The organism is Cupriavidus sp. 2KB_3 (genome assembly GCF_052115685.1).
GTDB lineage: Bacteria > Pseudomonadota > Gammaproteobacteria > Burkholderiales > Burkholderiaceae > Cupriavidus > Cupriavidus campinensis.
The window spans coordinates 128,774-155,340 of the sequence record NZ_JBFRHD010000017.1; the positions used below are offsets into that span (position 1 = coordinate 128,774).

Genomic DNA, 26,567 nt, shown 5'->3' on the forward strand with positions numbered 1-26,567 from the left:
TGTTCTGTTGGACATGGGGCTTGGTCGGATGGTGCGGGGAAACCTGACAACTATTTCCCCACCGTTTGCCGTCCGACATCTCCCCGGACGTGGCCCGGGGAGCCATGCGTGGACGGTCAGGGCTTGGCCACGTGCCAAACGTTGTTGAGGTTGTCGCCGGTGCGGTCGCCAGCCTTGGCGTCCTTGGCGAAGCGGTACAGCGGCATGCCCTTGTAGGCCCACTGGCGGGTGCCGTCGTCACGCGTGATGATGGTGTAGCTACCCGAGCCGCTGGTACCCGGTTCCGCCAGCAGCGGCGGCCAGTTGGTCGCGCAAGTGGCGTTGCAGACGCTCTTGCCGCCGTTCGCCGGGTCGCGGTCGAACGTGTACAGCGTCAGGCCCTGCGGATCGGTCAGCGCGCCGTTCGTCACCTTGACGGTCGGAGGCATGCTGCCGCCGCCCATGCCCATGCTGGAACACGCGCCCAGCAGCACGACGGACGCGGAAGCCACGGCCAGCAGGGCGGGACGCAGCAGCGATGCAGCGGTGTGACGATGAGTGGTCATCATTGGGTCTCCTTTTCTCCAGGGCGGCGCCGCCAGTCGACGCCGTACTTCCTCAGTAAACACCTGATGTGATCTGTTTATTCCCGAAAAGTTAAAAAAATGTGGTGCAGACGCCAATAAGAGGCGAATACGTCATTTTTATGGGCGAGCCGCAAAGAAAAAGGCCCGCTACGGAGAGCGGGCCTTCGTCGATCCAACCAGGAATGTCGGGTCAGAGTTCGCCGTAGCTGTGCAGACCCGAGAGGAACATGTTGACGCCCAGGAACGCGAAGGTCGTCACCAGCAGTCCGACCAGCGCCCACCACGACGCCACCGTGCCGCGCAGGCCCTTCATCAGGCGCATATGCAGCCACGCCGCGTAGTTGAGCCAGACGATCAGCGCCCAGGTCTCCTTCGGATCCCAGCTCCAGTACCCACCCCAGGCCTCGGCGGCCCAGAGCGCGCCCAGGATCGTGGCGATGGTGAAGAACGCGAAGCCGACCGCGATGGCCTTGTACATGACATCGTCGAGCAACTCCAGCGACGGCAGCCGCTCAGCCAGGATCCCGCGCTCCTTGAGCAGGTACGCCACCGATACCATCGCAGCCAGCGCGAACGTGCCATAGCCGATAAAGTTGGCCGGCACGTGGATCTTCATCCACCAGCTTTGCAGCGCCGGCACCAGCGGCTGAATCTCCTGCGCATTGCGGCTGACCGTGTACCAGAGCAGGAATCCCACCGCCGCCGACACCACCAGCATCACGAACGGCCCCATCGCGCGCGTGGCGTAGTGGCTTTCGTAATAGAGGTAGAACAGCGAGGTGATCAATGTGAACAGGACGAAGACTTCGTACAGGTTCGAGATGGGAATATGGCCGATGTCCGCGCCGAGCAGGTAGGACTCGTACCAGCGCACCAGCAAGCCAGTGAAGCCGAGCACCACGGCTGCCCACAGCAGCTTGCTGCCGAGGCTCGACCCGGTATCGGACCGCGCCGAGAAGCCAATCCAGTAGAACAGCGTGGACAGGAAGACCAGCGCGCTCATCCACAGGATGGCCGACTGGCTCGACAGGAAGTACTTGAGGAAGAAGGCCTGCTCGGCGCGGGCGAGGTTGCCCTGATAGAGCTGGATCGCGAACAGCGCCAGCACGGCCATGCCGACCATTAGCGGCCGCACCGGCTTCCAGTGCCAGCCAAGCAGCGCGAAGGTGGGCACGGCGGCCACCAGCACGGCCTTGTCGTACACATTCATCCAGGCGCCGTAGCGTGTGAGCGCAAACCCCGCGCCCACCGCCAGCAACAGTGCGAAGGCCCAGTCGAGCCAGCCCAGCCGGCGCAGGAACGAGGGTTCGAGGTAGGCCTCAGACGCGTCCATCGCCATCGTGGCGTTGGCGACATTGGCGGCGTTACTGCTGGCGCGCGACGGGCTCAGGCCCGGGTTGGCGTGGTTGACATTGGACGACATGACATTCCTGCTCTATTTCCTGCGCTTTTGGGAGTTATGCATATGTACTATATCGATCGCACCTGCATATCACCGGGCATTGATGCCATGAATCCCAGTGATCGGTGCGCATCAATGTGCCGACGGATCGGCTGACGGGCGCGTCTCCGGCGATGGCCCGGCGCCCGAGGCGCGTCCGATGTCGTCGCGCAAGGCCGTGAACTCCTTCTCGAAATCCATTGTCCGGCGCTGCGTCGACATGGCCATCAGCACATGACTGCCGGCCTGCTGCGCTGCATTGTCCGGCCCCTGCGCGGCACTGTCCTTGATCCAGATCCACACGCGCCGCTCGCGGATGTAGAACATCGCAAAAACGCCAAGAACCAGTAGCAAACAGCCAAGATACACGATGTTTTTGCCCGGCGCACGCGTCATCTGGAACACGCTGGCCTTGATTTGCTGGAAGTCATCAAGCTGCAAGAAAACCGGCGCGCCGTAGAAGAAACTGTCCGACAGCGTGTTGATGGCCTGCTGCAGGAAGGCGCCGCTTTTCGCATCGTTGGCGATCGCCGGCAGGTCGTCGCGTTCGCGCGACAGTTGCCACAATTCCCACATCGAGCCATTGAGAATCCTCAGCAGCACATCGGCCGCCTTCTGTTGCTCGGCGGGCGGCACGGACTTTTCGAGGAACGCGGCGATGGCGGTAAAGCCGCCCGGCGGCGCATCGGGCGCGCTGCGCGTGGCGCCGGCGAACAGATCCATTGCGCGCTGGGCGCTCTCGGCGAGTTGCTTGCGCAGCGTGTCCTTGTCGGCGCCGGGCATCGAGATGGCCGCAAAGCGGCGCGCGGCCTCGCCACGCATCGCGCTGTCCTGCAGCGCGGCACGCAGGCGCATCCAGTCGGCCACGCTGTTCTGGTCGTCGGCCGGAATACGCAGGTAGCGGAACGCCTCGCTCGGCGACTCCCGCATGCCCGCCAGGAACACCGACTGGCCCTCCAACTGCACCGGCACCATGTAGTTGTTGTATTCACGCGCCTGGCCGGTGCGGTCGCGGAGCTTGTATTGCACCGACGGGCCGACGTTGCGCAGCGTCTTGTCCTTGTCCGTGCTGGCCGCCGCGCCCAGGTGCTGTTCGAGCGTCTGGTTCAGCGACTTGCGCGCCACGCCACGGGCGTCGGGCTTGCCCGAAGCATCGGTGACGTTCTCGATGTTCATCAGTCGGAAATCGCTGAATTCGACGGTCAGGCCGTCCTGGTCCGCCCCGGTACCGGTGCCGGCCAGCTTGGTATTGCCGCCCACCGTGCCGGCCAGCGCGAAGGTGCCGTGCGCGGCGCCCGACATCGGATAGCCCACGAACTTGAGCTTGGAGCCGCCATCCTCGAAGCTCGACTGGTAGATTGCCACGCCATCGACGATCAGCGGCTCATTGACCTTGATCGTCGCCTCGGTCTGCTTGCCTGTGGCGCGGTCCGTCACCACCACGTCCGAGGCGAACAGCTTAGGCATGCCCGTGGTGTAGTAATCCACCGAGAATTTCTTGAGCGTGATCGTGAACGGCAGGTCCTGGACCAGCGCGCCGTCGGCAATGTTCAGGATGGCTGTGGACACCGTGGCGCCCTCGGGCACGAAGGCATTGCCCCGGAACCCAGGATTGCTCGCCGACAGCCGGTGCTTGGCCGGAATCTCGCTGATGATGGCGTTGCCGTCGATCGGGCTCTTGCCGCCGAACCACATCTGGGCGCGAATCAGCATGTCGCCATCGAGCAGGCCGCCAATGCAGATCACCACGATGGCCGTGTGCGCCAGGATATAGCCGAGCTTGTTCGCCGCCCCGGCCTTGGCCGCCAGGAGCGTGGCGCCCTCGTGCGCCACCGGCTTCACGCGGTAGCCACGGTTGCGCAGCAGTGCGGTCAGCCGGCCCACCGCCTCGTCACGACTGCGCGGAGCCTCGTACTCGGCACGATGGTGGAACGCGCGCAGGCTGCGTTCGCGCACATGGTCCTTCCACGAGCGCATGTCGGCAATCATCCGCGGGCCGTTGCGGGTGATGCACAGCGACGTGGATATCACGAGGAAAGCCAGGATCAGCAGGAACCACCAGGAGCTGTAGACCTTCTGGAGCGACAGCGCGTGGAACAGGTCCGCCCAGAACGGCCCGAACTGGTTGACGTAGTTCGGATACGGCTCGTTCTGCTTGAGCACCGTGCCGATGATGCTGGCGACGGCGATCACCGTCAGCAGCGTGATGGCGAAGCGCATCGAGGACAGCAATTCCACGCCGTCGCGCAGCACGCGGTGGGGAGTCTTCAGGTGCAGCCCTGAAGTGGATGGGGTGGACATGGGCGGTGACAGGTTTCTGGGTAATGCCGGTGCAGCATGCGGCTGACGTCGCAAAAACATGAAAAAAGGGTGGTCCCGCTTGCAAGCAGGCCACCCTCTTCGATTGTTGCCCGCGCGTCCGGTTCACCCCTGGAGGTGCCGCGGCGCGTAGGCCGGTACGACTTTAACGGACGCCAGCGACGTAATCCGCCACGGCCTTGATCTCGGCATCCGACATCCTGGCTGTGATCGTGCTCATGACCGAATTATTCTTGCGGGTGCCCTGGCGGAACGCCACCAGTTGCGCTTCGGTGTACTCGGAGTACTGACCGCCGATGCGCGGGTACTGGGCCGGAATGCCGGCGCCGGTCGGACCATGGCAGGCCGCGCACGCGGGCACACCCTTGGCCGCGATGCCGCCGCGGTAGATTTTCTGGCCAGCCTCGATCGTTTCCTTGTTCTTGGCCGTGGCCGGCTTCAGTTGCTGCTTGGCCAGGTACGCGCCGACGTCCTTCATTTCCTGGTCGCTCAGGGCGGACGCATACGGCGTCATGATGGCGTTGGAACGTGTCTTGGCCTTGAAATCGGCAAGCTGCTTGTGAGTGTACTCGGCCTGCTGGCCTGCCAGCTTGGGATTGGCGGCCGCGCCGCTATTGCCGGCGGCGCCGTGGCAGGAAAGACATGCGGGAACATTGCGATCGGGCGCGCCCTGGGTATACAGCGTTTCGCCCTTGGCGGGATCAGCCTTGGCGGCGGCCTGCTCTGCGGCAGATGCCAGCCCTGTCATCGCGGCAGCCGGAACAGCCAGCGCCATGACTCCCAGAAGTTTCGCAATGCGGTTCATTCGCACACCTTGTCAGAATTGTTATGAACACCGTAATGCATGCCGATCTGCCCCTGCTGGCGGTGAGGACGCGCCTTATTGCAAGAGCCTGAGCATCGTGCATCCGACCACGATGGAACCGGATACACGAAGGTGCCCCGGACCGGACTGGGCACCCCGCACTACAACCCGCAAGGATGCCACACGTCACCCGCTCAGGAGACCGTAAACCGGGTTATTGTACAATAAATCGCTTTCCGGATTGACTTGGCTCAGGTCTTGGCCCTGCCCGTGTGGCTCCGGCGCACCAGCCGTCCCGGCTCTCCTTCCCGCGGCGCGAGCAATCCGCCCGCGCGCCCACGGCGCGCGCGCTCGTCCGCCTCAACGCCTCACCGTGCTTCAACGCACCGCCCGCATGTCGCTCCTACACCAGGCCCGCTTCTTTATTACCGTCAACCACCTCCGCGACCTGCCCGCCACGGCCGTGCCCGAGGTGGCCTTCGCCGGCCGCTCCAACGCCGGCAAGTCCACGGCCATCAACATCCTGTGCAACCAGAAGCGGCTCGCGTTCTCCTCGCGCACGCCCGGCCGCACGCAGCACATCAACTATTTCTCGGTGGCGCCGGTGAAGGCGCCGGACCCGCTGGCCTTCCTCGTCGACCTGCCCGGCTATGGCTACGCCGAGGTGTCCGGTTCGGCCAAGTTCCACTGGCAGGGCCTGCTGTCCGACTATGTGCAGACACGCCAGCAGCTGGCCGGCCTGGTGCTGATGATGGACGCACGCCGCCCCTTCACGGACCTCGACTGCCAGATGGTGGAGTGGTTCCTGCCCACGGGGCGGCCGATCCACGTGCTGCTGACCAAGGCCGACAAGCTGACGAACAACGAAAACGCCAATGCGCTGCGCGAGACGCGCCGCATCCTGGCCGAATACTCGGCCCAGATGAACAATCCGCCGCCGATGAGCGCCCAGCTCTTCTCGAGCCTCAAGCGTCGCGGCATCGAGGAAGCCCAGCGCGTGGTGGCCGGATGGCTGTCCTTGCCCGAGGCCCAGCCGCCCGTGGCCCCGGAGGCGCCCGCCGCCTGAATCGTTCCCTATCGAACCGGCAAAAAAAAGCCCCGTTGCAAGCAACGGGGACGAACTTTCCCACCGGTTCAGGGCGGGTACCCGCTCAGGGAGGAGTAGCGGGGGACACCCGCGCTGCGCGAAGCAACACAAGGTGTCCGCGAGTATGATAGCGGGCAGGCACAAAAGTTTAGTTTTTCTTTCGGCGCGCGATCGAGATGGCCTGCCGCGGGGTTTCGCGGTGACGCGCGCCGCGCATTCGTCTCGCATTTCGTCCCGCTTTCGTCCAGTTATCTGCCTCGATCCCGACATGTCCACTTTCCCCGAGTACCGCCCCCGCCGCATGCGTCGCGACGACTTTTCGCGCCGTCTGATGCGTGAGAATCGTCTCTCGCCCGACAACCTGATCTACCCGGTCTTCATCCTGGAAGGGCAGAACCAGCGCCAGCAAGTGGCGTCGATGCCAGGCGTGGAGCGCGTGTCGGTGGACCTGCTGCTGCCCATCGCCGAGGACTGCGTGAAGCTCGGCATTCCGGTGATCGCGCTGTTCCCTGTCATCGATCCGTCGATCAAGACCCCGGATGGCATCGAGGCGACGCGCCCCGAAGGCCTGGTGCCGCGTGCGGTGCGGGCGCTGAAGGAGCGCTTCCCCGAACTGGGTGTGCTGACCGACGTGGCGCTGGACCCGTACACCAGCCATGGCCAGGACGGCGTGCTCGACGACAACGGGTATGTAATCAACGACATCACGGTGGAGATCCTCGTCAAGCAGGCGCTCGTGCAGGCCGAAGCCGGCGTGGACATCGTCGCACCGTCGGACATGATGGACGGCCGCATCGGCGCCGTGCGCGCGGCGCTGGAAGACGCCGGACACATCCACACGCGCATCATGGCGTACTCGGCCAAGTATGCGTCGGCGTTCTACGGCCCGTTCCGCGACGCGGTGGGCTCGGCGGCCAACCTGGGCAAGGGCAACAAGATGACCTACCAGATGGACCCCGCCAACACGGACGAGGCGCTGCGCGAGGTGGCCCAGGACATCATGGAAGGCGCCGACATGGTCATGGTGAAGCCCGGCATGCCCTACCTGGACATTGTGCGGCGCGTGAAGGACGAGTTCCGCTTCCCGACTTACGTCTACCAGGTGAGCGGCGAGTACGCCATGCTCAAGGCGGCGGCCCAGAACGGCTGGCTGGACCACGACAAGGTCATGATGGAGTCGCTACTGGCGTTCCGTCGGGCCGGCGCCGATGGCATCCTGACCTATTTCGCGCGTGACGCCGCGCGGCTGCTGGCCGGCTGATCCCCGCGCATGCAACTGCTTGGCTTCTCGGCCAGCCAGGTCCGTCCGCTGGCCACGCTGGACGAGGCCCACGACTTCCTGGCCGGCAACGCCGCCGCGCGCTTTGTCTGGGCCGACTTCCTCTTCGACGAAGTCAGCCCGGCGCCGGCCGCGTGGCGCGATCGTCTGGCGGGCCTGACCGGCTCGCCGATCCACGACCTCCACTTGGTCGATGCCATCAATCCCACGCATCCGTCGTTCTTTGACACGACCAATGCGTACGACATGATGATCTTCCGCAAGCTCACGTTTGAAACGAGCAGGCTCTTCGCGGAAGCTGACGCCGCAAGCGGCGTGGCATCGGGCGCAGCGGTGAGTACGCCCGGGGCCTCGGTCGAGCCGGCGGCGGGGATCGCTGCCGTGGCGGGCTCGCCTGCGGCACCCGTGACTGTAGCGGCGGTGCCTGTGGCACCGGCCAGCACGCCGCAGAAGCCGGCACGCAAGTATCCGGCCGGCTTCCTGCCGGCGCTAGCCCGCATCGACACCCAGCCGGTGACCTTCTTCGTCTTCGACAGCGTGCTGGTGACGGTGCGCCCCGGGCCCTCCAGGACCGTCGACCAGGTCCGACAGCGGCTGCTCGAACTATGCGGCGCCCCTCGCGCGCACCAATGGCCAGACGTCGCTCGTGCACGGCGTGCGGCCGCCCACGCGCCCCGAGGACCTGATGCTGCGGCTGCTCAATGCGATGGTGGACCGCTACCTCGACCTGCGCGCGCCGCTCACTCGCCAGTTGGATCGCTGGCAACGCGCCCTGCTCAGCACGCAGAAGAATTTTTCGAGTTGGGAGGGCCTGCTCGACGCGCGGATCCAACTGCGCCGGCTCGAGCACCTGAGCGAGGAGCAACGCGACGCGCTGCAGGAGTTCCGCGACAGCCTGCTCGACAATCGCTACAGCAGCAATGATCCCCAAGCCGCCGACGGAAGCGAAGGCACTGTGGTGGCAGGCCGGGATGAGGTCCTGCTGGTCCGCATCGCGGACCTGATGGAGCACATCCTGCGCGTGCTGGCCCACGCGCGGCGGCTGGAGGACTCGATCGAGTCGGCGGTGCAGATCCACTTCTCGGCGGTGGCCCACCGGACCAATCGCACCATGCGCACGCTGACCGTCATCACCGCGCTGTTCATGCCGCTGACCCTGATTACCGGCGTGTTTGGCATGAATTTCGACCGGATGCCGTGGCTGCGGGAGGCGAACGGATTCTGGTGGTCGATCGGCCTGATGGGCGGCGTGGTGGCCACCATCGGCGCGATCTGGGCGATGGGCCGCTGGTTGGACCGTTGACGCTGGTTCAGGTACGCGTCTTGGTGCCGAGCGCGCGTTCGAGGCTATCCAGGAAGCGTGTGGCGGATTGATAACCGATCACGCGGACCGGGCGCTCGCGTCCGTCAGGGCCGAACAGGATGATGCCGGGGGGCCCGAACAGCCCGAAGCGCTTCAGCAGCGCGCGGTCGTCGGCATTGTTCGCGGTGACGTCAGCCTGCAACAGGACAACATCAGTAAGCCGGGCGCGCACCTTCGCATCGGGAAACGTCAGTTTCTCCATTTCCTTGCAACTCACGCACCAGTCGGCATAGAAGTCGAGCAATACTGGCCGGCCGCTGGCGGCTGCCTGCGCCACGCGGGCGTCGAGTTCCGCCACCGACCGGATGCGTTCGAAAGAAATGTGATCCGCACGCACCTGCGACGCGGCACCGGAGGTCACCAGCCCAAGGTGAGACAACGGCTGCAGCGGGTCCCGTCCCCCCGATGCGAGCCCCACCAGCTGAATAGCGCCCGCCAGCGCGGCCAGCAGGCCAAGGCCCTTGCCCAGCCGCATCAGCCCACGCGGATCAGGGCCCAGCGCATCGAAGGCCCCCAGGTAGACCGCCGCCACGATCAACAAGGCGGCCCAGGCAGCCATCACGCCCCATACGGGCGCAACGGGTGTCACCATCCAGAGCGCGACCCCCAGTAGCAGGAATCCGAAGAAGCGCTTGGTAGCTTCCATCCACTTGCCTGCGCGGGGCAGCAGGTTGCCGGCGCCCACGCCCACCAACACGAGGGGCACCCCCATGCCAATGGCCATCGCAAACAGCGCTGCACCGCCGGTGAACGCGTCGCCAGTCTGGGCGATGTAGGCCAACGCACCGGCCAGCGGCGCGGTGACGCACGGGCCGACGATCAGGGCCGAGATCGCCCCCATGGCCGCCGCCCCGAAGATCTGCCCACTCTGGCGCTGGTTGGACGAGGCCGTGAGCCGCGTCTGCCAGCGCTGGGGCAATTGCAGTTCATAGAGGCCGAACATCGACAGCGCCAGCGCCACCATCAGCGCGGCGAATGCGCTCAGCACCCACGGGTTCTGCAGCGCGGCGGAAAGCCCTTCGCCGGCGAGGCCGGCCGCCACACCCACGGCGGTGTAGACCACCGCCATCCCCAGTACATAGGCCAGCGAGACCAGCAGCGCCCGACCGCGCGTCACATGCTCGCCCACGACGATCGACGACAGGATCGGCACCATGGGCAGCACGCACGGCGTGAAGGTCAGCAGCAGGCCCAGTCCGAAGAACAGCGCGGCGATGAGGCCCAGGTTGCGGCTCGCCAGTGCCCCGGCGATCCGATCGTTGTCGTCCCGGAGCGCGACGGCGGCCCCGGTTGTTACCTGCGGCAATTGGGCGGATGCGGCGGGTGGTTCGGGCGCTGTCGGCGCCTGCGTGGCAGGCGCGGGGGTCGCACGGTCGCCGAACAGGTTGCCGAGTACCGACCCGCCCACCTTGTAGATGCTCTCCATCGGCGGATAGCAGAGCCCCTTGTCCGCGCAGCCCTGCGAGGTCACCACCAGGGACCAACGGCCATCGGCAGGGGCCTGGATCACGGGCACGCGCACCGCCACGCTGCCACGATAGGTCTCCATGTTCTTGCCGAAGTTCTCGTCGAAATGGACCTGACCTTGCGGCAACACCGGCGGCCCGAGCTTGACCGTGGCCGGCTGCGTGGCGAATGCAAAGCGCTCACGGTACATGTAGTAACCGTCCGCCACATCAAAGCGGACTTCGATCGTCTGCGGGTCCACCTGTTTCGCCGCGAATCGGAACGCCTTCTCGGGCGGCAGAAAATCCTCCTCGGTCGCGGCATGGGCCACGTGCCCGAGCAGCAGGCAGGCGCACAGCATCAGCAGCGTTGCGACGATTTGCCGCACCCGCCGACCCCGCATTTGCCATCCCGCTCCGGCGCCCCACCCCATGCCGATAGCCGTTCCCGTCGATCCCATGTCGCTTTTCCGATGCTTCAATGTGTTAGCGCGGTGCGGCGGCGTCGCCAGCGGGCTTGCCGCTGGCTTCCTCCCGCACCCACGCCAGATATGGCGCAGAACCTGCTCCGACCGGCCAGGCGACGAGCTCCGGGACATCATAAGGATGCTCCGCGCGGATTACCGCTTCGAGGCCCGCATACTGGGCGCGCGTGGTCTTGATCAACAACGGCCATTCCTGCGCCTGCTCCAGCTTGCCCTGCCACCAGTACTCGGACTGGCACGGCGCGAGCCGGTTCACGCAGGCGGCCACGCGAGCCTCCAGCACTGCGCGCGCCACACGCGTTGCTGACGCCTCGTCCGGCAGGTTCGTCATCGCTACCAGTACCGATTCTGCCGCCTCGCCGGCCGGCTGGATATGAGCGGATTCTGAAACGGTCATGTGATTCTCGGAAAACGTCGCCAAAAACAATCGAGCCAGGCAAAAGCCTGGCTCGATTGTAAAGCGGTGCTCGATTGCCCGTCAGCGAGGACGGGCACGGCCATCACTTATTCCGCAGCTTCTTCAGCCGGGGCTTCGGTGATTTCCGGACGATCCACCAGCTCGACCAGCGCCATCGGCGCGTTGTCGCCCTGACGGAAGCCGAACTTCAGGATACGGGTGTAGCCGCCCGGACGAGCGTTGTAGCGCGGGCCCAGTTCGGTGAACAGCTTGGTGACCATGTCGCGGTCGCGCAGACGGGCAAAAGCCAGACGGCGGTTGGCAACGGTGTCCTTCTTGGCCAGCGTGATGAGGGGCTCGACAACCTTGCGCAGTTCCTTGGCCTTGGGCAGGGTCGTCTTGATCAGCTCGTGCTGGAACAGCGAGTTGGACATGTTGCGCAGCATCGCGAGACGGTGCGACGAGGTGCGGTTCAGTTTCCGCAAACCATGACGGTGACGCATGATGATTCCTTTCGATTTCAGTGTTTGACCAGCTCTTCTATCGCCAATGCATGGGCACGGGCGCGGGCCGGTAGTGCTTCAATGCCGCAGGCGACATGCCCTTGGCGCGATGACAGGCGGGACCCCGTTGCCGGAATCCCGCACCGCCAATTACTTCTCCAGACCTGCGGGCGGCCAGTTCTCGAGCTTCATGCCGAGCGTCAGGCCACGGGAGGCGAGGACTTCCTTGATCTCGTTCAGCGACTTGCGACCCAGGTTCGGGGTCTTGAGCAGTTCGTTCTCGGTTCGCTGGATCAGATCGCCGATGTAGTAGATGTTTTCGGCCTTCAGGCAGTTGGCCGAACGCACCGTCAACTCGAGGTCGTCCACCGGGCGCAGCAGGATCGGATCGATCTGCGGCGTGCGGCTCGACGCCGCCTCGGCGGCCGACTCGGTGCCTTCCAGCGCGGCGAACACGGACAGCTGGTCAACCAGGATACGAGCCGACTGACGAATCGCTTCCTCGGGCGAGATCACGCCGTCGGTTTCGATGTTCATCACCAGCTTGTCCAGGTCGGTACGCTGTTCCACACGAGCGGACTCCACGGCGTACGACACGCGGCGGACCGGCGAGAACGATGCGTCCAGCACGATACGGCCGATGACCTTGCCCGACTCGTCGCCGAACTTGCGCACGTTGCCCGGCACATAGCCGCGGCCTTGCTCGACCTTGATCTGCATGTCCAGCTTGCCGCCGGCAGACAGATGGGCGATCACGTGACCCGGGTTGATGATCTCGACGTCGTGCGGCAGCTCGATATCGGCAGCCGTGACCACGCCTTCGCCATCCTTGCGCAGCGACACCGTGACTTCGTCGCGGTTGTGCAGCTTGAACACCACGCCCTTCAGGTTGAGGAGCAGGTTGACGACGTCTTCTTGCACGCCATCGATGGTGGAATACTCGTGGACCACCCCAGCGATCGTGACTTCGGTCGGGGCATAGCCGACCATCGACGACAGCAGCACGCGACGCAGGGCGTTACCGAGCGTATGGCCGTAGCCGCGCTCGAACGGCTCCATCACGACTTTGGCGTGATGGTCGCCAAGCGGTTCGACGGCGATGATTTTTGGCTTGAGGAGTGCTGTTTGCATTAGGTTGTCCTTTTCAATACCCTCGGCTCGTTACACCGATAAGGCTGACGTTTGGAACCTGAAAATCCCATCGCACGATGGGCAATAAGCCCGACGCGCCAAACGGCGCGTCGGGCTGAAAGCGAAGCCTTGCGGTAGGGGCAAGCGCTGAATCGTCCGATGATCGATTCGGCGATTAACGCGAATACAATTCGACGATCAGGCTTTCGTTGATGTCGCCCGAAATATCGGTGCGATCCGGGGCTTGCTTGAAGGTGCCTTCGAACTTCTTCGAATCCACGGCCACCCAGGTCGGGAAACCCGACTGCTCGGCCAGCGACAGCGCTTCAGCGATACGCACTTGCTTCTTCGACTGTTCGCGCACGGTGATGATGTCGCCCGACTTGATCTGGGCCGACGGCACGTTCATGGCCACGCCGTTCACCAGGATCGCCTTGTGCGACACGAGCTGGCGCGCTTCAGCGCGGGTCGAGCCGAAGCCCATGCGGTACACGACGTTGTCCAGACGCGATTCCAGCAGTTGCAGCAGGTTTTCACCCGTGTTGCCCTTGCGGCGGTCGGCTTCGGCGAAGTAGCGACGGAACTGGCGCTCGAGCACGCCGTAGATACGCTTGACCTTCTGCTTTTCACGCAGCTGGTTGCCGTAGTCGGACGTACGGGCACCCGAGGTGCGGCCGTGCTGGCCCGGCTTGCTGTCCAGCTTGCACTTGTCGGCCAGCGAGCGACGGGCGCTCTTCAGGAACAGATCGGTGCCTTCGCGGCGGGAAAGTTTGGCCTTCGGGCCGGTATAACGTGCCACTTTATCTTCCTTTGATCGATCGCGACGCCATTCGGACGCGCCGCGAGTCCGTCATCTGCATGTGACGGACGGTGGGCTTATGGTTCTTCATCCGCAACGGCCTAGGCCACGCGGAGGCAACGCAAAAGCATGACGATATCGCCCATGCCGAGCGCACCAGTTGCCTGGCACCCTGCAAAGCGCGAACGCAAAACGAAAACCTGCCGCAATGAATTGCAGCAGGTCAACGCGCGATACTACCACATCTCGGGGGACGAGCGAGAAACCTTGCTCGCCTCCCGACCAACCGGGCGCTTAGATACGGCGGCGCTTCGGCGGACGGCAGCCGTTGTGCGGCACCGGCGTCACATCTTCGATGACAGCGATCTTGATGCCCAGCGCGTTCAGTGCGCGGACAGCCGATTCGCGACCAGGACCGGGGCCCTTGATGCGCACTTCCAGGTTCTTGATACCCTGGTCTTGCGCCACGCGGCCGGCGTTCTCGGCAGCAACCTGGGCAGCGAAGGGGGTCGACTTGCGCGAACCCTTGAAGCCCTGGCCACCGGCGGTCGCCCACGACAGGGCGTTGCCCTGACGGTCGGTGATCGTGATGATGGTGTTGTTGAACGAAGCGTGGACGTGCGCAATGCCGTCGGCAACGTTCTTCTTGACCTTCTTACGCGCGCGCTGGGCGGCGTTGTTCGGACCTTTTGCCATTAGTTTCTTCCTATGCCTTCGGCTTTACTTCTTCAGAGCCACGCCGGCCTTACGCGGACCCTTGCGGGTGCGGGCGTTCGTGCGGGTACGCTGGCCGCGCATCGGCAGGCCCCTGCGGTGACGGACGCCACGATAGCAACCAAGGTCCATCAGACGCTTGATGTTCATCGTGGTTTCACGACGCAGGTCACCCTCGACCGTGACCTTGCCCACTTCGTCACGAAGCTTTTCCAGGTCGGCGTCGGTCAGGTCCTTGACCTTCTTGTCAAACGGAACACCGGTGGCCTCGCAAATCTTGCGAGCGCGCGAGCGGCCGATACCGTAAATAGCCGTCAGGCCGATTTCGGTATGCTTGTGGTTCGGGATGTTAACCCCTGCGATACGTGCCATTCGTCAATCCTCTTTCCGATTAGCCTTGGCGTTGCTTGTGGCGGGGATCCGACGAGCAGATCACGCGCACGACACCGTTGCGCTTGATAATTTTGCAGTTGCGGCAAATGCGCTTCACAGAAGCCAGCACTTTCATGATTTTCCTCTTTCCTTCAATTCCTGTTCGCTTTACTTCGTCCGGAAGACGATGCGTGCGCGTGACAGATCATATGGGGTCAGCTCGACAGTCACCTTGTCACCCGGAAGTATCCGGATGTAGTTCATTCGCATCTTGCCCGAGATATGCCCGAGTACTACGTGGCCGTTCTCCAACTTGACGCGGAACGTCGCGTTGGGGAGATTTTCCAGGACCTCCCCTTGCATCTGGATGACGTCGTCTTTTGCCATACCTAGAGCCTGTTCCAACCCGGCATCAACGCAAGGTCAGATTACCCTTGAAATTCGCCTTCTTCAGCAGCGACTCATACTGCTGCGACATGACATAGGACTGTACCTGGGCCATGAAGTCCATCGTGACGACCACGATGATCAGCAGCGAGGTTCCGCCGAAATAGAACGGAACGTTCCAGCGCAGCACCAGGAATTCCGGCAACAGGCAGACCAGTGTGATGTAGATCGCACCAGCCAGCGTCAGGCGCACCAGGATCTTGTCGATATAGCGCGTCGTTTGCTCGCCCGGACGGATGCCCGGAATGAAGGCACCGCTTTTCTTCAGGTTATCCGCAACTTCCCGGCTGTTGTACACCAGAGCCGTATAGAAGAAGCAGAAGAAAACAATTGCAGCAGCGTACAGCAGGATGTAGACCGGCTGGCCCGGCGAGAGCGTAGCGGCCAGGTCCTTGATGAACCGTCCCACCGCGCCCGTCGATTCGGACGTAAACCAACCCGCGATCGTCGCCGGGAACAGGATGATCGACGATGCAAAGATCGGCGGAATCACCCCTGCCATGTTCAGCTTCAGCGGCAGGTGCGACGACTGACCGCCGTACACCTTGTTGCCGACCTGACGCTTGGCATAGTTCACCAGGATCTTGCGCTGGCCCCGCTCGACAAACACCACGGCGAAGGTCACACCGATCACGATCGCTACGATGACAATCGCCGCGAACGCACTCATGGAACCCGTGCGGACCAATTCGAACAGTCCGCCGATCGCGTTGGGCAGGCCCGCCGCGATACCGCCAAAGATGATGATCGAGATGCCGTTGCCCAGACCACGCTCGGTGATCTGCTCACCCAGCCACATCAGGAACATCGTACCGGTCACCAGCGTGATCACTGCCGTCGCCCGGAACATCAGGCCCGGATCGATGACCAGACCCGGCTGCGATTCCAGCGCGACCGCAATCGACAGCGCCTGAAACGTGGCCAGAACCACCGTGCCGTAGCGCGTGTATTGCGTGATCTTGCGTTGCCCTGCCTGCCCTTCCTTCTTCAGCGTCTCCAGCTGCGGCAGCACGATCGTCAGCAATTGCATGATGATCGACGCCGAGATGTACGGCATGATGCCGAGCGCGAAGACGGTAAAGCGCGACAGCGCACCGCCCGAGAACAGGTTGAACATCCCGAGGATGCCACCCGACTGACTCTGGAAAAGCTTCGCGAGCTGTTCCGGATCGATTCCCGGCACCGGAATATGTGCACCGATGCGGTAGACGATCAGGGCCAGCACCAGGAACATCAGCCGGCGCTTCAAATCGCCGTACTTCGCCGTGTTCCTAGCCTGCGCGCTTGCATTGGGTTTCGCCGTGGCCAAACGATGCTCCGACTGTGACTTCGCCTATGCTGCGAATACTGCTGCAGAATTACTCAGCGATCTGGCCGCCAGCGGCTTCGATCGCGGCCTTGGCACCAGCGGTGGCGCCCAGACCCTTGATCGTTACCTTGCGGGTCAGTTCGCCGGCCTTGATGACCTTGGCGTTCTTGACCAGGTCGCCCACCAGGCCAGCCTGCTTCAGGACCAGCAGGTCCACTTCAGCAGCTTCCAGGCGCTCGATGTCACGCAGGGTCACCTCGGCGTTGAACGCCTTGGTCAGCGAGGTGAAACCACGCTTCGGCAGGCGGCGATACAGCGGCATCTGGCCACCTTCGAAACCCACCTTGTGGAAGCCGCCCGAACGCGACTTCTGACCCTTGTGACCACGACCGGCGGTCTTGCCCAGGCCGGAACCGATACCACGGCCGACGCGACGCTTGGCGTGCTTCGAACCGGCGGCCGGCTTCAGGTTATTCAGTTGCATGTTGCTCTCCAAGTCCCCGGGATCAGGCCAGAACCTTCACCAGGTACGAGACCTTGTTGATCATGCCGCGCACGGCGGGCGTGTCCTGCAGCTCCGACACCGAGTTGATGCGGCGCAGGCCCAGGCCACGGACGGTGGCGCGGTGATCCTCGCGCGTGCCGATCAGGCTGCGCACGAGTTGCACTTTTACGGTTTGTTGCGACATTTCGTTCACCTTAGCCGAGGATGTCTTCAACCGACTTGCCGCGCTTGGCAGCGATTTCCGCCGGCGTGCTCATCTTTTGCAGACCATCGATGGTGGCGCGAACCATGTTGTACGGGTTCGTCGAACCGTGCGACTTGGTCACCACGTTCGTCACGCCCATCACTTCGAAGATTGCCCGCATCGGGCCGCCGGCGATCACGCCGGTACCTTCCTTGGCGGGCATCATCAGCACCTTGGCAGCGCCGTGCTTGCCGATGACTTCGTGTTGCAGCGTGCCGTTCTTGAGCGAAACCTTGACCATCTTGCGACGGGCTTCGTCCATTGCCTTCTGCACGGCCACCGGAACTTCCTTGGCCTTGCCCTTGCCCATGCCGATGCGGCCATCGCCGTCACCCACCACGGTCAGCGCAGCGAAACCGAGAATCCGGCCACCCTTCACCACCTTGGTGACACGGTTGACCGAGATCATCTTCTCGCGGAGGCCGTCGTCGCGTTCGTCCTGCTGGACTTTTGCTTGCATCTTTGCCATGACGTATCTCTCTTTGTGCGCTTAGAACTTGAGGCCGGCTTCGCGCGCAGCGTCAGCCAGGGCCTTCACGCGGCCGTGGAAGCGGAAGCCGCCACGATCGAACGCGACGGTTTCCACGCCGGCTGCACGGGCCTTCTCGGCCACGCGCTTGCCAACCACGGTGGCGGCGGCAACAGTCGCGCCGCTGCCGGTCAGTTCCTTGCGCACTTCTGCTTCGGCGGTCGAGGCCGATGCCAGCACTTGCGTGCCGCACGGCGAGTACACCTGAGCGTAAATGTGCGAATTCGTACGGAACACGGTCAGACGATTGACTTTCAGTTCCGCGATCTTGGCGCGGGTCTGACGTGCACGGCGCAAACGAGCGTCTTTCTTGTTCATCATTGCACCCCTTACTTCTTCTTGGTTTCTTTCAGGATGACGCGCTCGTCAGCGTAGCGAACACCCTTGCCCTTATAGGGCTCAGGCGGGCGGTACGCGCGAACTTCAGCGGCAACCTGACCGACTTTCTGCTTGTCCGCACCCTTGATGATGATCTCGGTCTGCGTCGGCGTTTCCGCCTTCACGCCTTCCGGCATCTCATGGATCACGTCATGCGAGAAACCAAGCTGGAGCTTCAGCGCAGCACCTTGCAGCTGGGCACGGTAGCCCACGCCAACGAGGTTCAGCTTGCGCTCGAAACCAGTGGTCACGCCCTTGACCATGTTTGCCACTAGGGCGCGCATGGTGCCTTGCAGGGCGTTTGCTTCACGCGATTCGTCAACCGGCGCGAAGGTCAGCGTGTCGTTCTCGACATTGACCTTGACCAGGCTGTGAATCGGCTGGGACAGCGTACCGAGCGGGCCCTTCACGGAGAGCACGCCAGCCGCCACATTCACTTCCGCGCCTTTCGGCAGCGAGATGGGAGCCTTACCTACACGGGACATGTTTGCTCCTTAAGCGACGTAGCAGAGAACTTCGCCGCCCACGCCGGTGGCACGTGCCTTGCGGTCGGTCATCAGACCCTGGGGGGTCGAGATGATCGCCACGCCGAGGCCGTTCATCACCTGGGGGATCTCGCTACGGCCCTTGTACACGCGCAGGCCGGGCTTCGAGACGCGCTCAATGCGCTCGATGACCGGACGGCCGGCGTAGTACTTCAGACCGATGCTCAGTTGTGCCTTGCCGCCTTCTTCCTGCACTGCGAAGTCGTCGATGTAGCCTTCGTCCTTCAGGACCTTGGCGATCGCCGCTTTCAGCTTCGACGAGGGCATGACCACCGACGCCTTCTGCACGCCTTGGGCGTTGCGGATGCGCGTCAGCATATCGGCGATAGGATCGCTCATGCTCATACTGTTTCTCCTGTAGCCTGTGCGTAATTACCAGCTGGCTTTCGTCAGACCCGGAATTTCGCCCTTGAAGGCGATTTCGCGGATCTTGTTACGCGCCAGGCCAAACTTGCGGAAGGTACCGCGGGGACGACCGGTGATCGCGCAGCGATTACGCTGGCGGGTCGGGTTCGCGTTGCGCGGGAGCTGTTGCAGCTCCAGGCGCGCCAGATAACGCTCTTCTTCCGACTTTTCTTGGTCGTCAATAATGGCCTTGAGGTTTGCGCGCTTGGCGGCGTACTTCGCCACCAGCTTGGCGCGCTTCTTCTCACGTTCAATCAGAGCCAGTTTAGCCACGGTAACCCCTTAATTGCGGAACGGGAACTTGAACGCGTTCAGGAGAGCCTTGGCTTCCTCGTCGTTCTTTGCCGTCGTCGTGATGCTGATGTTCAGACCACGCAGTGCGTCGATCTTGTCGTACTCGATTTCGGGGAAAATGATCTGCTCTTTCACACCGATGTTGTAGTTGCCACGGCCGTCGAACGAACGACCCGACACACCACGGAAGTCACGCACGCGCGGCAGGGCCACGGTCACGAAACGATCGAGAAATTCGAACATGCGCTCGCCACGCAGGGTCACCATCGCACCGATGGGGTAGCCCTGGCGGATCTTGAAACCGGCGATGGCCTTCTTGGCCTTCGTCACAACCGGCTTCTGACCAGCGATCTTGGTCAGGTCGCCCACGGCCAGCTCAATGACCTTCTTGTCATTGATGGCTTCGCCAAGACCCATGTTCAGGGTGATCTTGGTGATGCGCGGCACTTCCATGACCGACTTGTAACCGAACTGCTCCATGAGCGCCGGCACAACCTTCTCTTTGTAAAACTCTTGCAGACGTGCTGCCATGCTCAACTCCTATCTGTGCCCAGAATCAAGCGGCCACGACGGCGCCGGTCGACTTCAGGAAGCGCACGCGCTTGCCGTCTTCAACCTTGATGCCGACGCGCGACGGCTTGCCATTGGCATCCACGAGCGCAACGTTGGAAATATGCAGCGGCATGACCTTGTCGACCACACCACCGGTGGTGCCCAGCATCGGGTTCGGGCGAGCGTGCTTCTTGGCAACGTTCACACCTTCCACAACGACCTTGTCGCCGAGCATGGCTTGCACGGTACCGCGCTTGCCCTTGTCTTTGCCGGTCAGGACGATGACTTCGTCGCCTTTACGAATCTTGTTCATGGCGGCTCCTTACAGCACTTCCGGTGCGAGCGACACGATCTTCATGAAGCGCTCGGTACGGAGTTCACGAGTCACCGGCCCGAAGATACGGGTGCCGATCGGCTCGAGCTTGGTGTTCAGCAGGACAGCGGCATTGCTGTCGAACTTGACGAGCGAACCGTCTGCACGGCGCACGCCCTTGGCGGTACGTACAACAACAGCGTTGTAGATATCGCCCTTCTTCACGCGACCGCGCGGCGCTGCGTCCTTGACGGTCACCTTGATGATGTCGCCCACGCTCGCATAGCGGCGCTTGGACCCACCCAGCACTTTGATGCACAGCACTTCGCGCGCACCAGTGTTATCGGCCACTTCGAGCCGGCTTTCTGTCTGAATCATGGTGTTATCTTCCCAACTTAATCCGCCGGATTTCTCAAGATGGAAGTCCGCCGGTCAGTCTTGGTCCCGTCGGCCCCGGCTTTGCGCCAGTACCGCTTGGGTTGATCAACTTGGAAGTCGGTAGTCACCAGGCAGCCCGGACAACTCCAGGACCACCAGGCCTTGGCTCGCTTCGGAGGTACGCCGTGTTGATGAAGCTTCGACGGACGCTACAAAGCGGAAGTCCAGGATTATAGCAACATAATCCTGGACTTGCAAGTCAACGAAGAACTGTTGTTCTTAGATGACGCGCGCAGCTTCTACCAGCCGGGAAACCACCCAGGACTTGGTCCGCGACAGCGGACGCGATTCCTGGATCTCGACCTTGTCGCCTTCCTTGTACTGGTTGGCTTCGTCGTGTGCGTGGTACTTCTTCGAACGCAGCACGTACTTGCCGTACAGGGGATGCTTGACGCGGTTTTCGATCAGGACCGTAACGGTCTTGTCCATCTTGTCGCTAACGACACGGCCTACGAGAGTCCGGCGAAGCGACGTTTCAGTCTTTGCAGCTTCAGTCATTTCGCGTCTGCCTTTTCGCTCAGCACGGTTTGCACACGCGCGATGTCCTTGCGCACCTTCTTCAGCTGGCTGGTGTTCTGCAGCTGTTGGGTGGCCTTTTGCATGCGCAGGCTAAATTGGGCCTTCAGAAGCTCGGAGAGCTCCTGGTTCAGCCCTGCGGCGTCCTTGCCGCGAAGTTCGGATGCTTTCATCCCTGCTCTCCTTACGTCCCGACCTGACGCACCACGAAATTCGTGGCGATCGGCAGCTTGGCGGCCGCAAGGCGGAATGCCTCACGCGCCAGCTCTTCGCTCACGCCATCCATTTCGTACAGCATCTTGCCCGGCTGAATTTCAGCCACGTAGTATTCCGGATTGCCCTTACCGTTACCCATACGGACTTCGGCGGGCTTCTTCGAGATCGGCTTGTCCGGGAAAATCCGGATCCAGATGCGACCGCCACGCTTGATGTGACGGGTCATCGCACGACGTGCCGACTCGATCTGGCGTGCGGTCAGACGACCACGGCCCATTGCCTTCAGGCCGAATTCGCCGAAAGACACGGCGTTGCCACGGGTAGCCTTACCCGTGTTGCGGCCTTTCTGCTCCTTGCGATACTTCCTACGCTTCGGTTGCAGCATTCTTATTCTCCACTCTTCGCATCGCCAGGCGCAGCGCGGCGACCAGCGCCAGCACCTGCACCACCGCGGCGGTTGCCACCCGGACGGCCGCCTTCGCCTTCACGGCGACGGCCTTCCGGACGACCCGGGCGACGACGACGGTCTTCTTGGGGCTCTTCCACCACAGGCGCGTCATTGCGGCCCAGGTAATCACCCTTGTAGACCCACACCTTGACACCGATGATGCCGTAGGTGGTTTCGGCTTCGGAGAAGCCGTAGTCGATGTCGGCGCGCAGGGTGTGCAGGGGCACACGACCTTCGCGGTACCACTCGGTACGTGCGATTTCGATACCGTTCAGACGACCCGAGCTCATGATCTTGATACCCTGGGCACCGAGGCGCATCGCGTTCTGCATCGCGCGCTTCATGGCGCGGCGGAACATGATACGGCGCTCGAGCTGCTGGGTGATCGAGTCGGCGATCAGCTGCGCATCGGTTTCCGGCTTGCGGATTTCCTCGATGTTCACGTGCACGGGCACACCCATGCGGCGTTGCAGCTCGGCCTTGAGCAGTTCGATGTCTTCACCCTTCTTGCCGATCACCACGCCCGGACGCGAGCTATAAATGGTGAGACGGGCATTACGGGCAGGACGCTCGATCACGACGCGGCCAACCGATGCGTTCTTGAGCTTCTTCTTCAGGAACTCGCGAACTTCGATGTCTTCTTTCAGCATGCCGGCGAACTTCGTGTTGTTGGCGTACCAACGCGAAGCCCAGTTACGGCTGACGGCCAGACGGAAGCCAGTCGGATGAATCTTCTGTCCCATCGTGACTCCTTAGTTGCCGAGCGTCACAGTGATGTGACAGGTTTGTTTCTCGATGCGGTTGCCGCGGCCCTTCGCCCGTGCGGTGAAGCGCTTGAGCGAGGTTGCCTTGTCGACGAAGATCGATTTGACCTTCAGCTCGTCGATGTCGGCGCCTTCGTTATGCTCGGCGTTGGCGATGGCCGACTCGACCACCTTCTTCACGATCCCGGCAGCCTTTTTCGGGCTGAACGTCAGGACGTTGAGCGCGCGCTCGATCGGCAGACCGCGAATCTGGTCAGCAACCAGACGCGTCTTCTGGGCGGAGATACGGGCACCGCGATGAATCGCTTTCACTTCCATGATGGCACCTTACCTCTTGGCTTTCTTGTCAGCCGCGTGGCCCTTGAACGTGCGCGTGAGCGCAAATTCGCCGAGCTTGTGGCCAACCATGTTTTCCGTAACGTACACCGGCACGTGTTGACGGCCGTTGTGAACGGCGATCGTCAGGCCAATGAACTCCGGCAGAATGGTCGAGCGACGCGACCAAGTCTTGATGGGTTTCTTATCCTTGCCGCCTGCAGCCGTTTCCACCTTCTTCAGCAGGTGGGCGTCACAGAACGGACCCTTTTTTGCGGAACGTGTCATGTTCTAGGCTCCTACCTACCGATTAACGCTTGTGGCGCTTCTGCACGATCATGCTGGCAGTGCGCTTGTTGCTGCGGGTACGGTAACCCTTGGCCGGGGTACCCCACGGCGAAACCGGATCGCGACCAGCGGCGGTCTTGCCTTCACCACCACCGTGCGGGTGATCCACCGGGTTCATCACCACGCCGCGGACGGTCGGGCGAATACCGCGCCAACGCGTCGCACCGGCCTTGCCGATGACGCGCAGGCTGTGCTCTTCGTTACCCACTTCACCAACGGTGGCGCGGCACTCGATGTGCACGCGGCGCACTTCGCCGGAGCGCAGACGCACCTGGGCGTACACGCCTTCGCGGGCCAGCAGCACAGCGGAACCACCAGCAGCGCGGGCGATTTGCGCACCCTTGCCAGGCAGCATTTCCACGTTGTTGATCGTGGTACCAACCGGGATGTTGCGGATCGGCAGGTTGTTACCGGCCTTGATCGGCGCTTCCGAGCCGTTCATCAGCGACTGGCCAGCCACCATGCCCTTCGTGGCGATGATGTACCGGCGCTCGCCGTCGGCGAACAGCACGAGCGCGATGTTGGCGCTACGGTTCGGATCGTATTCCAGGCGCTCGACCTTGGCGGGGATGCCGTCCTTGTCGTTGCGCTTGAAGTCGACCACGCGATAGTGGTGCTTATGACCACCGCCCTTGTGGCGGGTGGTGATATGACCATTGTTGTTACGGCCCGACTTCTGGAATTGCTTTTCCAGCAGCGGAGCGTGCGGGGCGCCCTTGTGCAGGTCGTTGTTCACGACCTTCACCATCGAGCGACGGCCCGGGGAAGTCGGCTTGGTCTTGACGAGTGCCATGATTACTTGGCCTCCGCTTCAAAATTGATTTCCTGACCCGGCTTCAGCGACACGTAAGCTTTCTTTACGTGGTTGCGACGGCCCATGAAGCGGCCAAAGCGCTTTTGCTTGCCCTTCTGGTTCAGGATCTGAACGGACTGCACCTCGACCTTGAACAGCAGTTCAACGGCGGCGCGCACTTCTGCCTTGTTGGCATCGCGAGCCACTTCGAACACGACTTGTTCGTTCTTGTCGGCGACCAGGGTTGCCTTTTCGGAAACCACCGGCGCGAGCAGCACCTGCATCAAACGATGATCGTTCTTGGCTACTTGCGTCATTTCAGCAACTCCTCGATCTGCGCGACGGCGGCCTTGGTCACGAGCACCTTCTTGTAGTGCACGAGCGACAGCGGGTCAGCCTGGCGCGGCTCCACGACTGCCACGTGGGGCAGGTTGCGCGAAGCCAGGTAGAGGTTTTCGTCGAGGCTGTCGGTGATGATCAGCACCGAGTCCAGGCCCATGGCCTTGAACTTGTCGGCCAAGAGCTTGGTCTTGGGCGCGTCGACAGTGAAACCGTCCACCACGTTGATACGACCTTCACGTGCGAGCTGCGAGTAGATCGAGCGCATACCGGCACGGAACATCTTCTTGTTGACCTTCTGGGTGAAGTTCTCTTCCGGCGAATTCGGGAAGATACGACCACCCCCGCGCCACAGCGGCGACGAAGACATACCGGCACGAGCGCGGCCCGTACCCTTCTGGCGCCACGGCTTCTTGGTCGTGTGCTTGACCTCTTCACGATCCTTCTGCTTACGGTTACCGCTACGCGCGTTGGCCTGGTAAGCGACGACGATCTGGTGAACGAGGGCTTCGTTGTAGTCACGGCCGAACACTTCGGGCGACGCGGCAACGCCGGCGCCGATCTGGCCGTTGTCCTGGAGGAGCTTGAGTTCCATTACATGCGCTCCTTAAGCTTTGGCTTTGGCCTTGACGGCCGGGGTAACGACGACCTTGCCGCCCTTGGAGCCGGGAATGGCGCCCTTGACCAGCAGCAGCTTGCGCTCTGCGTCGATCTTGGCGATTTCCAGGTTCTGGACGGTGCGGGTGACATCACCCAGGTGACCGGTCATGCGCTTGCCGGGGAACACACGGCCCGGATCCTGCGCCATACCGATGGAACCCGGCACGTTGTGCGAACGCGAGTTACCGTGGGTGGCACGACCCGATGCGAAGTGATAGCGCTTGATGGTACCGGCGTAGCCCTTACCGATGCTCACGCCCTGCACGTCGATCTTCTGGCCAACCTGGAACAGGTCGACGGAGAGCGAGCTGCCAGCTTGCAGCTCGGCAGCCTTGGCTGCATCGATGCGGAATTCTTTGATGACTTCACCGGCTTCCACGCCGGCTTTGGCGAGGTGACCCGCCAGCGGCTTGGTAACGCGGCTTGCGCGGCGGCTGCCGAAGGTGACTTGAACCGCGGTATAACCGTCGGTCTCGTCCGTCTTGATTTGCGTCACGCGGTTGTCGCCGACCTCGACCACGGTAACGGGAATCGAATCACCGTCGTCCGTGAAAATACGGGTCATGCCAACCTTGCGACCTACAAGGCCAAGGCTCATGGTTTGCTCCATTCCCAGCTGCGATTGGCCGGGGCTGATTGATACACGAAAACTGTGCGATGTGCGGGTTGCGCGAAAAGGATTGCGCACGACCAAAACGGTCCCCACTACCCGGATAAACGGGTAGCCTTACACTATATCGCAGTAGTTTGGAAAGGGCAACATGCACCGCGCCTTTTCTTGAGGGTGCCGGCCTTCTTTTGCCTGAAAGTGGGACGATTCCCGCACTTCCGGGCAAATTTCGACACGTTGCGTGCCGATACGGGCGCCATCCGAGTAGAACTCGTGTTGCCCGAAAGCAAAAACGGCGAACTTGCGTTCGCCGTTTTTGCTGCAGCGGGCCGGCGAACCGGCCCGGGTCAGGCAAGCTTACACCTTGATCTCGACGTCCACGCCGGCCGGCAGGTCCAGCTTCATCAGCGCGTCAACGGTCTTGTCCGTCGGGTCGACGATGTCCATCAGGCGCTGGTGGGTCCGGATCTCGAACTGATCGCGGCTGGTCTTGTTGACGTGCGGCGAACGCAGGATGTCAAAACGCTGGATGCGGGTCGGCAGGGGCACCGGGCCCTTGACGATCGCGCCCGTGCGCTTGGCGGTATCCACGATTTCGGCGGCCGACTGGTCGATCAGGCGATAGTCGAAAGCCTTCAGGCGGATACGGATCTTCTGGTTCTGCATGATATTTCCTTGAAAGAGCGATGAGCGCGTGCGCCCAGATAAAAGGGGACATGCCCGAAGACATGTCCCAGGAACAATTGCTTAGTCGAGGATCTTTGCCACGACGCCGGCGCCGACGGTACGGCCGCCTTCACGGATAGCGAAGCGCAGACCTTCTTCCATGGCGATCGGGGCGATCAGCTTGACGGTGATCGACACGTTGTCGCCCGGCATAACCATTTCCTTGT

The 26,567-nt window shown here is 62.7% G+C and carries 37 protein-coding genes and 2 pseudogenes; 3 read left to right on the forward strand and 36 right to left on the reverse strand.

Annotation, left to right across the window (positions count from 1 at the left end; all coding sequences use genetic code 11):
- Nucleotides 1-116: 116 nt before the first annotated feature.
- The 4 genes from AB4120_RS19060 to AB4120_RS19075 form a co-directional block, all read right to left on the reverse strand.
- Nucleotides 117-545, reverse strand: coding sequence for a COG4315 family predicted lipoprotein (locus tag AB4120_RS19060; RefSeq protein ID WP_149137640.1), 429 nt, complete (start codon nucleotides 543-545; stop codon nucleotides 117-119).
- Between the two features lie 211 nt (nucleotides 546-756).
- Nucleotides 757-1,905 carry a c-type cytochrome biogenesis protein CcsB gene (gene ccsB, locus AB4120_RS19065; RefSeq protein ID WP_392388522.1) on the reverse strand — a complete coding sequence of 383 codons (1,149 nt, stop codon included), beginning with the start codon at nucleotides 1,903-1,905 and terminating at the stop codon, nucleotides 757-759.
- Between the two features lie 195 nt (nucleotides 1,906-2,100).
- On the reverse strand, nucleotides 2,101-4,308 hold the full coding sequence (locus AB4120_RS19070) for a cytochrome c biogenesis protein ResB (RefSeq protein WP_149137208.1): 2,208 nt from the start codon (nucleotides 4,306-4,308) through the stop codon (nucleotides 2,101-2,103).
- A 163-nt stretch (nucleotides 4,309-4,471) separates the two neighbouring features.
- Nucleotides 4,472-5,131 (reverse strand): c-type cytochrome, encoded by a 660-nt coding sequence (locus tag AB4120_RS19075; protein WP_144200346.1) that lies wholly within the window; start codon nucleotides 5,129-5,131, stop codon nucleotides 4,472-4,474.
- A gap of 394 nt (nucleotides 5,132-5,525) precedes the next feature.
- On the opposite strand from AB4120_RS19075, the gene yihA reads away from it, so the two are divergent.
- The 3 genes and pseudogenes from yihA (at nucleotide 5,526) to AB4120_RS19090 (ending at nucleotide 8,800) form a co-directional block, all read left to right on the forward strand.
- On the forward strand, nucleotides 5,526-6,197 hold the full coding sequence (gene yihA / locus AB4120_RS19080; RefSeq protein WP_144200344.1) for a ribosome biogenesis GTP-binding protein YihA/YsxC: 672 nt from the start codon (nucleotides 5,526-5,528) through the stop codon (nucleotides 6,195-6,197).
- A gap of 289 nt (nucleotides 6,198-6,486) precedes the next feature.
- Complete coding sequence (gene hemB / locus AB4120_RS19085) at nucleotides 6,487-7,479, forward strand: porphobilinogen synthase (RefSeq protein WP_149137207.1); 993 nt, start codon at nucleotides 6,487-6,489, stop codon at nucleotides 7,477-7,479.
- Nucleotides 7,480-7,488: 9 nt separating this feature from the next.
- Nucleotides 7,489-8,800: pseudogene (locus AB4120_RS19090) on the forward strand (magnesium transporter CorA family protein).
- A gap of 7 nt (nucleotides 8,801-8,807) precedes the next feature.
- Here AB4120_RS19090 and dsbD read toward each other — a convergent pair.
- The 32 genes and pseudogenes from dsbD to tuf all read right to left on the reverse strand — a co-directional run.
- Nucleotides 8,808-10,739, reverse strand: a complete 1,932-nt coding sequence (dsbD, locus tag AB4120_RS19095) for a protein-disulfide reductase DsbD (RefSeq protein WP_441642712.1) — start codon at nucleotides 10,737-10,739, stop codon at nucleotides 8,808-8,810.
- A gap of 52 nt (nucleotides 10,740-10,791) precedes the next feature.
- A complete protein-coding gene (gene cutA, locus AB4120_RS19100; RefSeq protein ID WP_149137205.1) occupies nucleotides 10,792-11,187 on the reverse strand; it encodes a divalent-cation tolerance protein CutA in 396 nt (131 codons plus the stop codon).
- 107 nt (nucleotides 11,188-11,294) lie between these two features.
- Nucleotides 11,295-11,690 (reverse strand): 50S ribosomal protein L17, encoded by a 396-nt coding sequence (gene rplQ, locus AB4120_RS19105; RefSeq protein ID WP_011299296.1) that lies wholly within the window; start codon nucleotides 11,688-11,690, stop codon nucleotides 11,295-11,297.
- A gap of 150 nt (nucleotides 11,691-11,840) precedes the next feature.
- Nucleotides 11,841-12,821, reverse strand: coding sequence for a DNA-directed RNA polymerase subunit alpha (locus AB4120_RS19110; RefSeq protein WP_092299399.1), 981 nt, complete (start codon nucleotides 12,819-12,821; stop codon nucleotides 11,841-11,843).
- Nucleotides 12,822-12,996: 175 nt separating this feature from the next.
- A complete protein-coding gene (gene rpsD / locus AB4120_RS19115) occupies nucleotides 12,997-13,620 on the reverse strand; it encodes a 30S ribosomal protein S4 (RefSeq protein ID WP_144200338.1) in 624 nt (207 codons plus the stop codon).
- Between the two features lie 294 nt (nucleotides 13,621-13,914).
- Nucleotides 13,915-14,316 (reverse strand): 30S ribosomal protein S11, encoded by a 402-nt coding sequence (gene rpsK, locus AB4120_RS19120; RefSeq protein WP_008642963.1) that lies wholly within the window; start codon nucleotides 14,314-14,316, stop codon nucleotides 13,915-13,917.
- 24 nt (nucleotides 14,317-14,340) lie between these two features.
- On the reverse strand, nucleotides 14,341-14,706 hold the full coding sequence (rpsM, locus tag AB4120_RS19125; RefSeq protein WP_039007551.1) for a 30S ribosomal protein S13: 366 nt from the start codon (nucleotides 14,704-14,706) through the stop codon (nucleotides 14,341-14,343).
- Between the two features lie 19 nt (nucleotides 14,707-14,725).
- Complete coding sequence (rpmJ, locus tag AB4120_RS19130; protein WP_008642959.1) at nucleotides 14,726-14,842, reverse strand: 50S ribosomal protein L36; 117 nt, start codon at nucleotides 14,840-14,842, stop codon at nucleotides 14,726-14,728.
- 32 nt (nucleotides 14,843-14,874) lie between these two features.
- Nucleotides 14,875-15,093, reverse strand: a complete 219-nt coding sequence (infA, locus tag AB4120_RS19135) for a translation initiation factor IF-1 (RefSeq protein ID WP_010812378.1) — start codon at nucleotides 15,091-15,093, stop codon at nucleotides 14,875-14,877.
- Nucleotides 15,094-15,118: 25 nt separating this feature from the next.
- The gene (gene secY / locus AB4120_RS19140) at nucleotides 15,119-16,462 is read right to left on the reverse strand and encodes a preprotein translocase subunit SecY (RefSeq protein WP_144200336.1); all 1,344 of its coding nucleotides are present in this window, start codon (nucleotides 16,460-16,462) and stop codon (nucleotides 15,119-15,121) included.
- 49 nt (nucleotides 16,463-16,511) lie between these two features.
- A complete protein-coding gene (gene rplO / locus AB4120_RS19145) occupies nucleotides 16,512-16,946 on the reverse strand; it encodes a 50S ribosomal protein L15 (protein ID WP_149137204.1) in 435 nt (144 codons plus the stop codon).
- Between the two features lie 22 nt (nucleotides 16,947-16,968).
- A complete protein-coding gene (gene rpmD / locus AB4120_RS19150) occupies nucleotides 16,969-17,151 on the reverse strand; it encodes a 50S ribosomal protein L30 (RefSeq protein WP_006160440.1) in 183 nt (60 codons plus the stop codon).
- Nucleotides 17,152-17,161: 10 nt separating this feature from the next.
- Complete coding sequence (gene rpsE / locus AB4120_RS19155; protein ID WP_092299417.1) at nucleotides 17,162-17,680, reverse strand: 30S ribosomal protein S5; 519 nt, start codon at nucleotides 17,678-17,680, stop codon at nucleotides 17,162-17,164.
- Nucleotides 17,681-17,701: 21 nt separating this feature from the next.
- Nucleotides 17,702-18,058 (reverse strand): 50S ribosomal protein L18, encoded by a 357-nt coding sequence (rplR, locus tag AB4120_RS19160; protein WP_092299512.1) that lies wholly within the window; start codon nucleotides 18,056-18,058, stop codon nucleotides 17,702-17,704.
- Between the two features lie 11 nt (nucleotides 18,059-18,069).
- On the reverse strand, nucleotides 18,070-18,603 hold the full coding sequence (rplF, locus tag AB4120_RS19165; protein WP_144200329.1) for a 50S ribosomal protein L6: 534 nt from the start codon (nucleotides 18,601-18,603) through the stop codon (nucleotides 18,070-18,072).
- Between the two features lie 9 nt (nucleotides 18,604-18,612).
- Complete coding sequence (rpsH, locus tag AB4120_RS19170; RefSeq protein ID WP_092141231.1) at nucleotides 18,613-19,008, reverse strand: 30S ribosomal protein S8; 396 nt, start codon at nucleotides 19,006-19,008, stop codon at nucleotides 18,613-18,615.
- A gap of 27 nt (nucleotides 19,009-19,035) precedes the next feature.
- Nucleotides 19,036-19,341, reverse strand: a complete 306-nt coding sequence (gene rpsN / locus AB4120_RS19175; RefSeq protein ID WP_092141234.1) for a 30S ribosomal protein S14 — start codon at nucleotides 19,339-19,341, stop codon at nucleotides 19,036-19,038.
- Between the two features lie 9 nt (nucleotides 19,342-19,350).
- On the reverse strand, nucleotides 19,351-19,893 hold the full coding sequence (gene rplE, locus AB4120_RS19180; RefSeq protein WP_092299425.1) for a 50S ribosomal protein L5: 543 nt from the start codon (nucleotides 19,891-19,893) through the stop codon (nucleotides 19,351-19,353).
- A gap of 25 nt (nucleotides 19,894-19,918) precedes the next feature.
- A complete protein-coding gene (gene rplX, locus AB4120_RS19185; protein WP_144200327.1) occupies nucleotides 19,919-20,227 on the reverse strand; it encodes a 50S ribosomal protein L24 in 309 nt (102 codons plus the stop codon).
- Between the two features lie 9 nt (nucleotides 20,228-20,236).
- A complete protein-coding gene (gene rplN / locus AB4120_RS19190) occupies nucleotides 20,237-20,605 on the reverse strand; it encodes a 50S ribosomal protein L14 (protein WP_017225233.1) in 369 nt (122 codons plus the stop codon).
- 279 nt (nucleotides 20,606-20,884) lie between these two features.
- Entirely contained in the window at nucleotides 20,885-21,163 is a 279-nt protein-coding gene (rpsQ, locus tag AB4120_RS19195; protein ID WP_092299431.1) for a 30S ribosomal protein S17, read from the reverse strand.
- The gene (rpmC, locus tag AB4120_RS19200; RefSeq protein WP_092299434.1) at nucleotides 21,160-21,354 is read right to left on the reverse strand and encodes a 50S ribosomal protein L29; all 195 of its coding nucleotides are present in this window, start codon (nucleotides 21,352-21,354) and stop codon (nucleotides 21,160-21,162) included. The genes rpsQ and rpmC overlap by 4 nt, the downstream gene beginning before the upstream one ends.
- 11 nt (nucleotides 21,355-21,365) lie before the next feature.
- Nucleotides 21,366-21,782 carry a 50S ribosomal protein L16 gene (rplP, locus tag AB4120_RS19205; RefSeq protein ID WP_006576240.1) on the reverse strand — a complete coding sequence of 139 codons (417 nt, stop codon included), beginning with the start codon at nucleotides 21,780-21,782 and terminating at the stop codon, nucleotides 21,366-21,368.
- A gap of 2 nt (nucleotides 21,783-21,784) precedes the next feature.
- A complete protein-coding gene (rpsC, locus tag AB4120_RS19210; RefSeq protein WP_092299437.1) occupies nucleotides 21,785-22,588 on the reverse strand; it encodes a 30S ribosomal protein S3 in 804 nt (267 codons plus the stop codon).
- A 9-nt stretch (nucleotides 22,589-22,597) separates the two neighbouring features.
- Nucleotides 22,598-22,927 (reverse strand): 50S ribosomal protein L22, encoded by a 330-nt coding sequence (gene rplV, locus AB4120_RS19215; protein ID WP_010812393.1) that lies wholly within the window; start codon nucleotides 22,925-22,927, stop codon nucleotides 22,598-22,600.
- Between the two features lie 9 nt (nucleotides 22,928-22,936).
- Nucleotides 22,937-23,212, reverse strand: coding sequence for a 30S ribosomal protein S19 (gene rpsS / locus AB4120_RS19220; RefSeq protein ID WP_092299440.1), 276 nt, complete (start codon nucleotides 23,210-23,212; stop codon nucleotides 22,937-22,939).
- 22 nt (nucleotides 23,213-23,234) lie between these two features.
- Nucleotides 23,235-24,065 carry a 50S ribosomal protein L2 gene (rplB, locus tag AB4120_RS19225; protein ID WP_144200325.1) on the reverse strand — a complete coding sequence of 277 codons (831 nt, stop codon included), beginning with the start codon at nucleotides 24,063-24,065 and terminating at the stop codon, nucleotides 23,235-23,237.
- Nucleotides 24,066-24,067: 2 nt separating this feature from the next.
- Nucleotides 24,068-24,382, reverse strand: a complete 315-nt coding sequence (gene rplW / locus AB4120_RS19230; protein ID WP_092299446.1) for a 50S ribosomal protein L23 — start codon at nucleotides 24,380-24,382, stop codon at nucleotides 24,068-24,070.
- Nucleotides 24,379-24,999: a 50S ribosomal protein L4 gene (gene rplD / locus AB4120_RS19235; protein ID WP_092299449.1), complete on the reverse strand. Its 621-nt coding sequence runs from the start codon at nucleotides 24,997-24,999 to the stop codon at nucleotides 24,379-24,381. The genes rplW and rplD overlap by 4 nt, the downstream gene beginning before the upstream one ends.
- Nucleotides 25,000-25,011: 12 nt before the next feature.
- On the reverse strand, nucleotides 25,012-25,662 hold the full coding sequence (gene rplC, locus AB4120_RS19240; protein WP_144200323.1) for a 50S ribosomal protein L3: 651 nt from the start codon (nucleotides 25,660-25,662) through the stop codon (nucleotides 25,012-25,014).
- 369 nt (nucleotides 25,663-26,031) lie between these two features.
- On the reverse strand, nucleotides 26,032-26,340 hold the full coding sequence (gene rpsJ / locus AB4120_RS19245; protein WP_006160488.1) for a 30S ribosomal protein S10: 309 nt from the start codon (nucleotides 26,338-26,340) through the stop codon (nucleotides 26,032-26,034).
- An 81-nt stretch (nucleotides 26,341-26,421) separates the two neighbouring features.
- Nucleotides 26,422-26,567: pseudogene (tuf, locus tag AB4120_RS19250) on the reverse strand (elongation factor Tu); the annotation flags it as partial.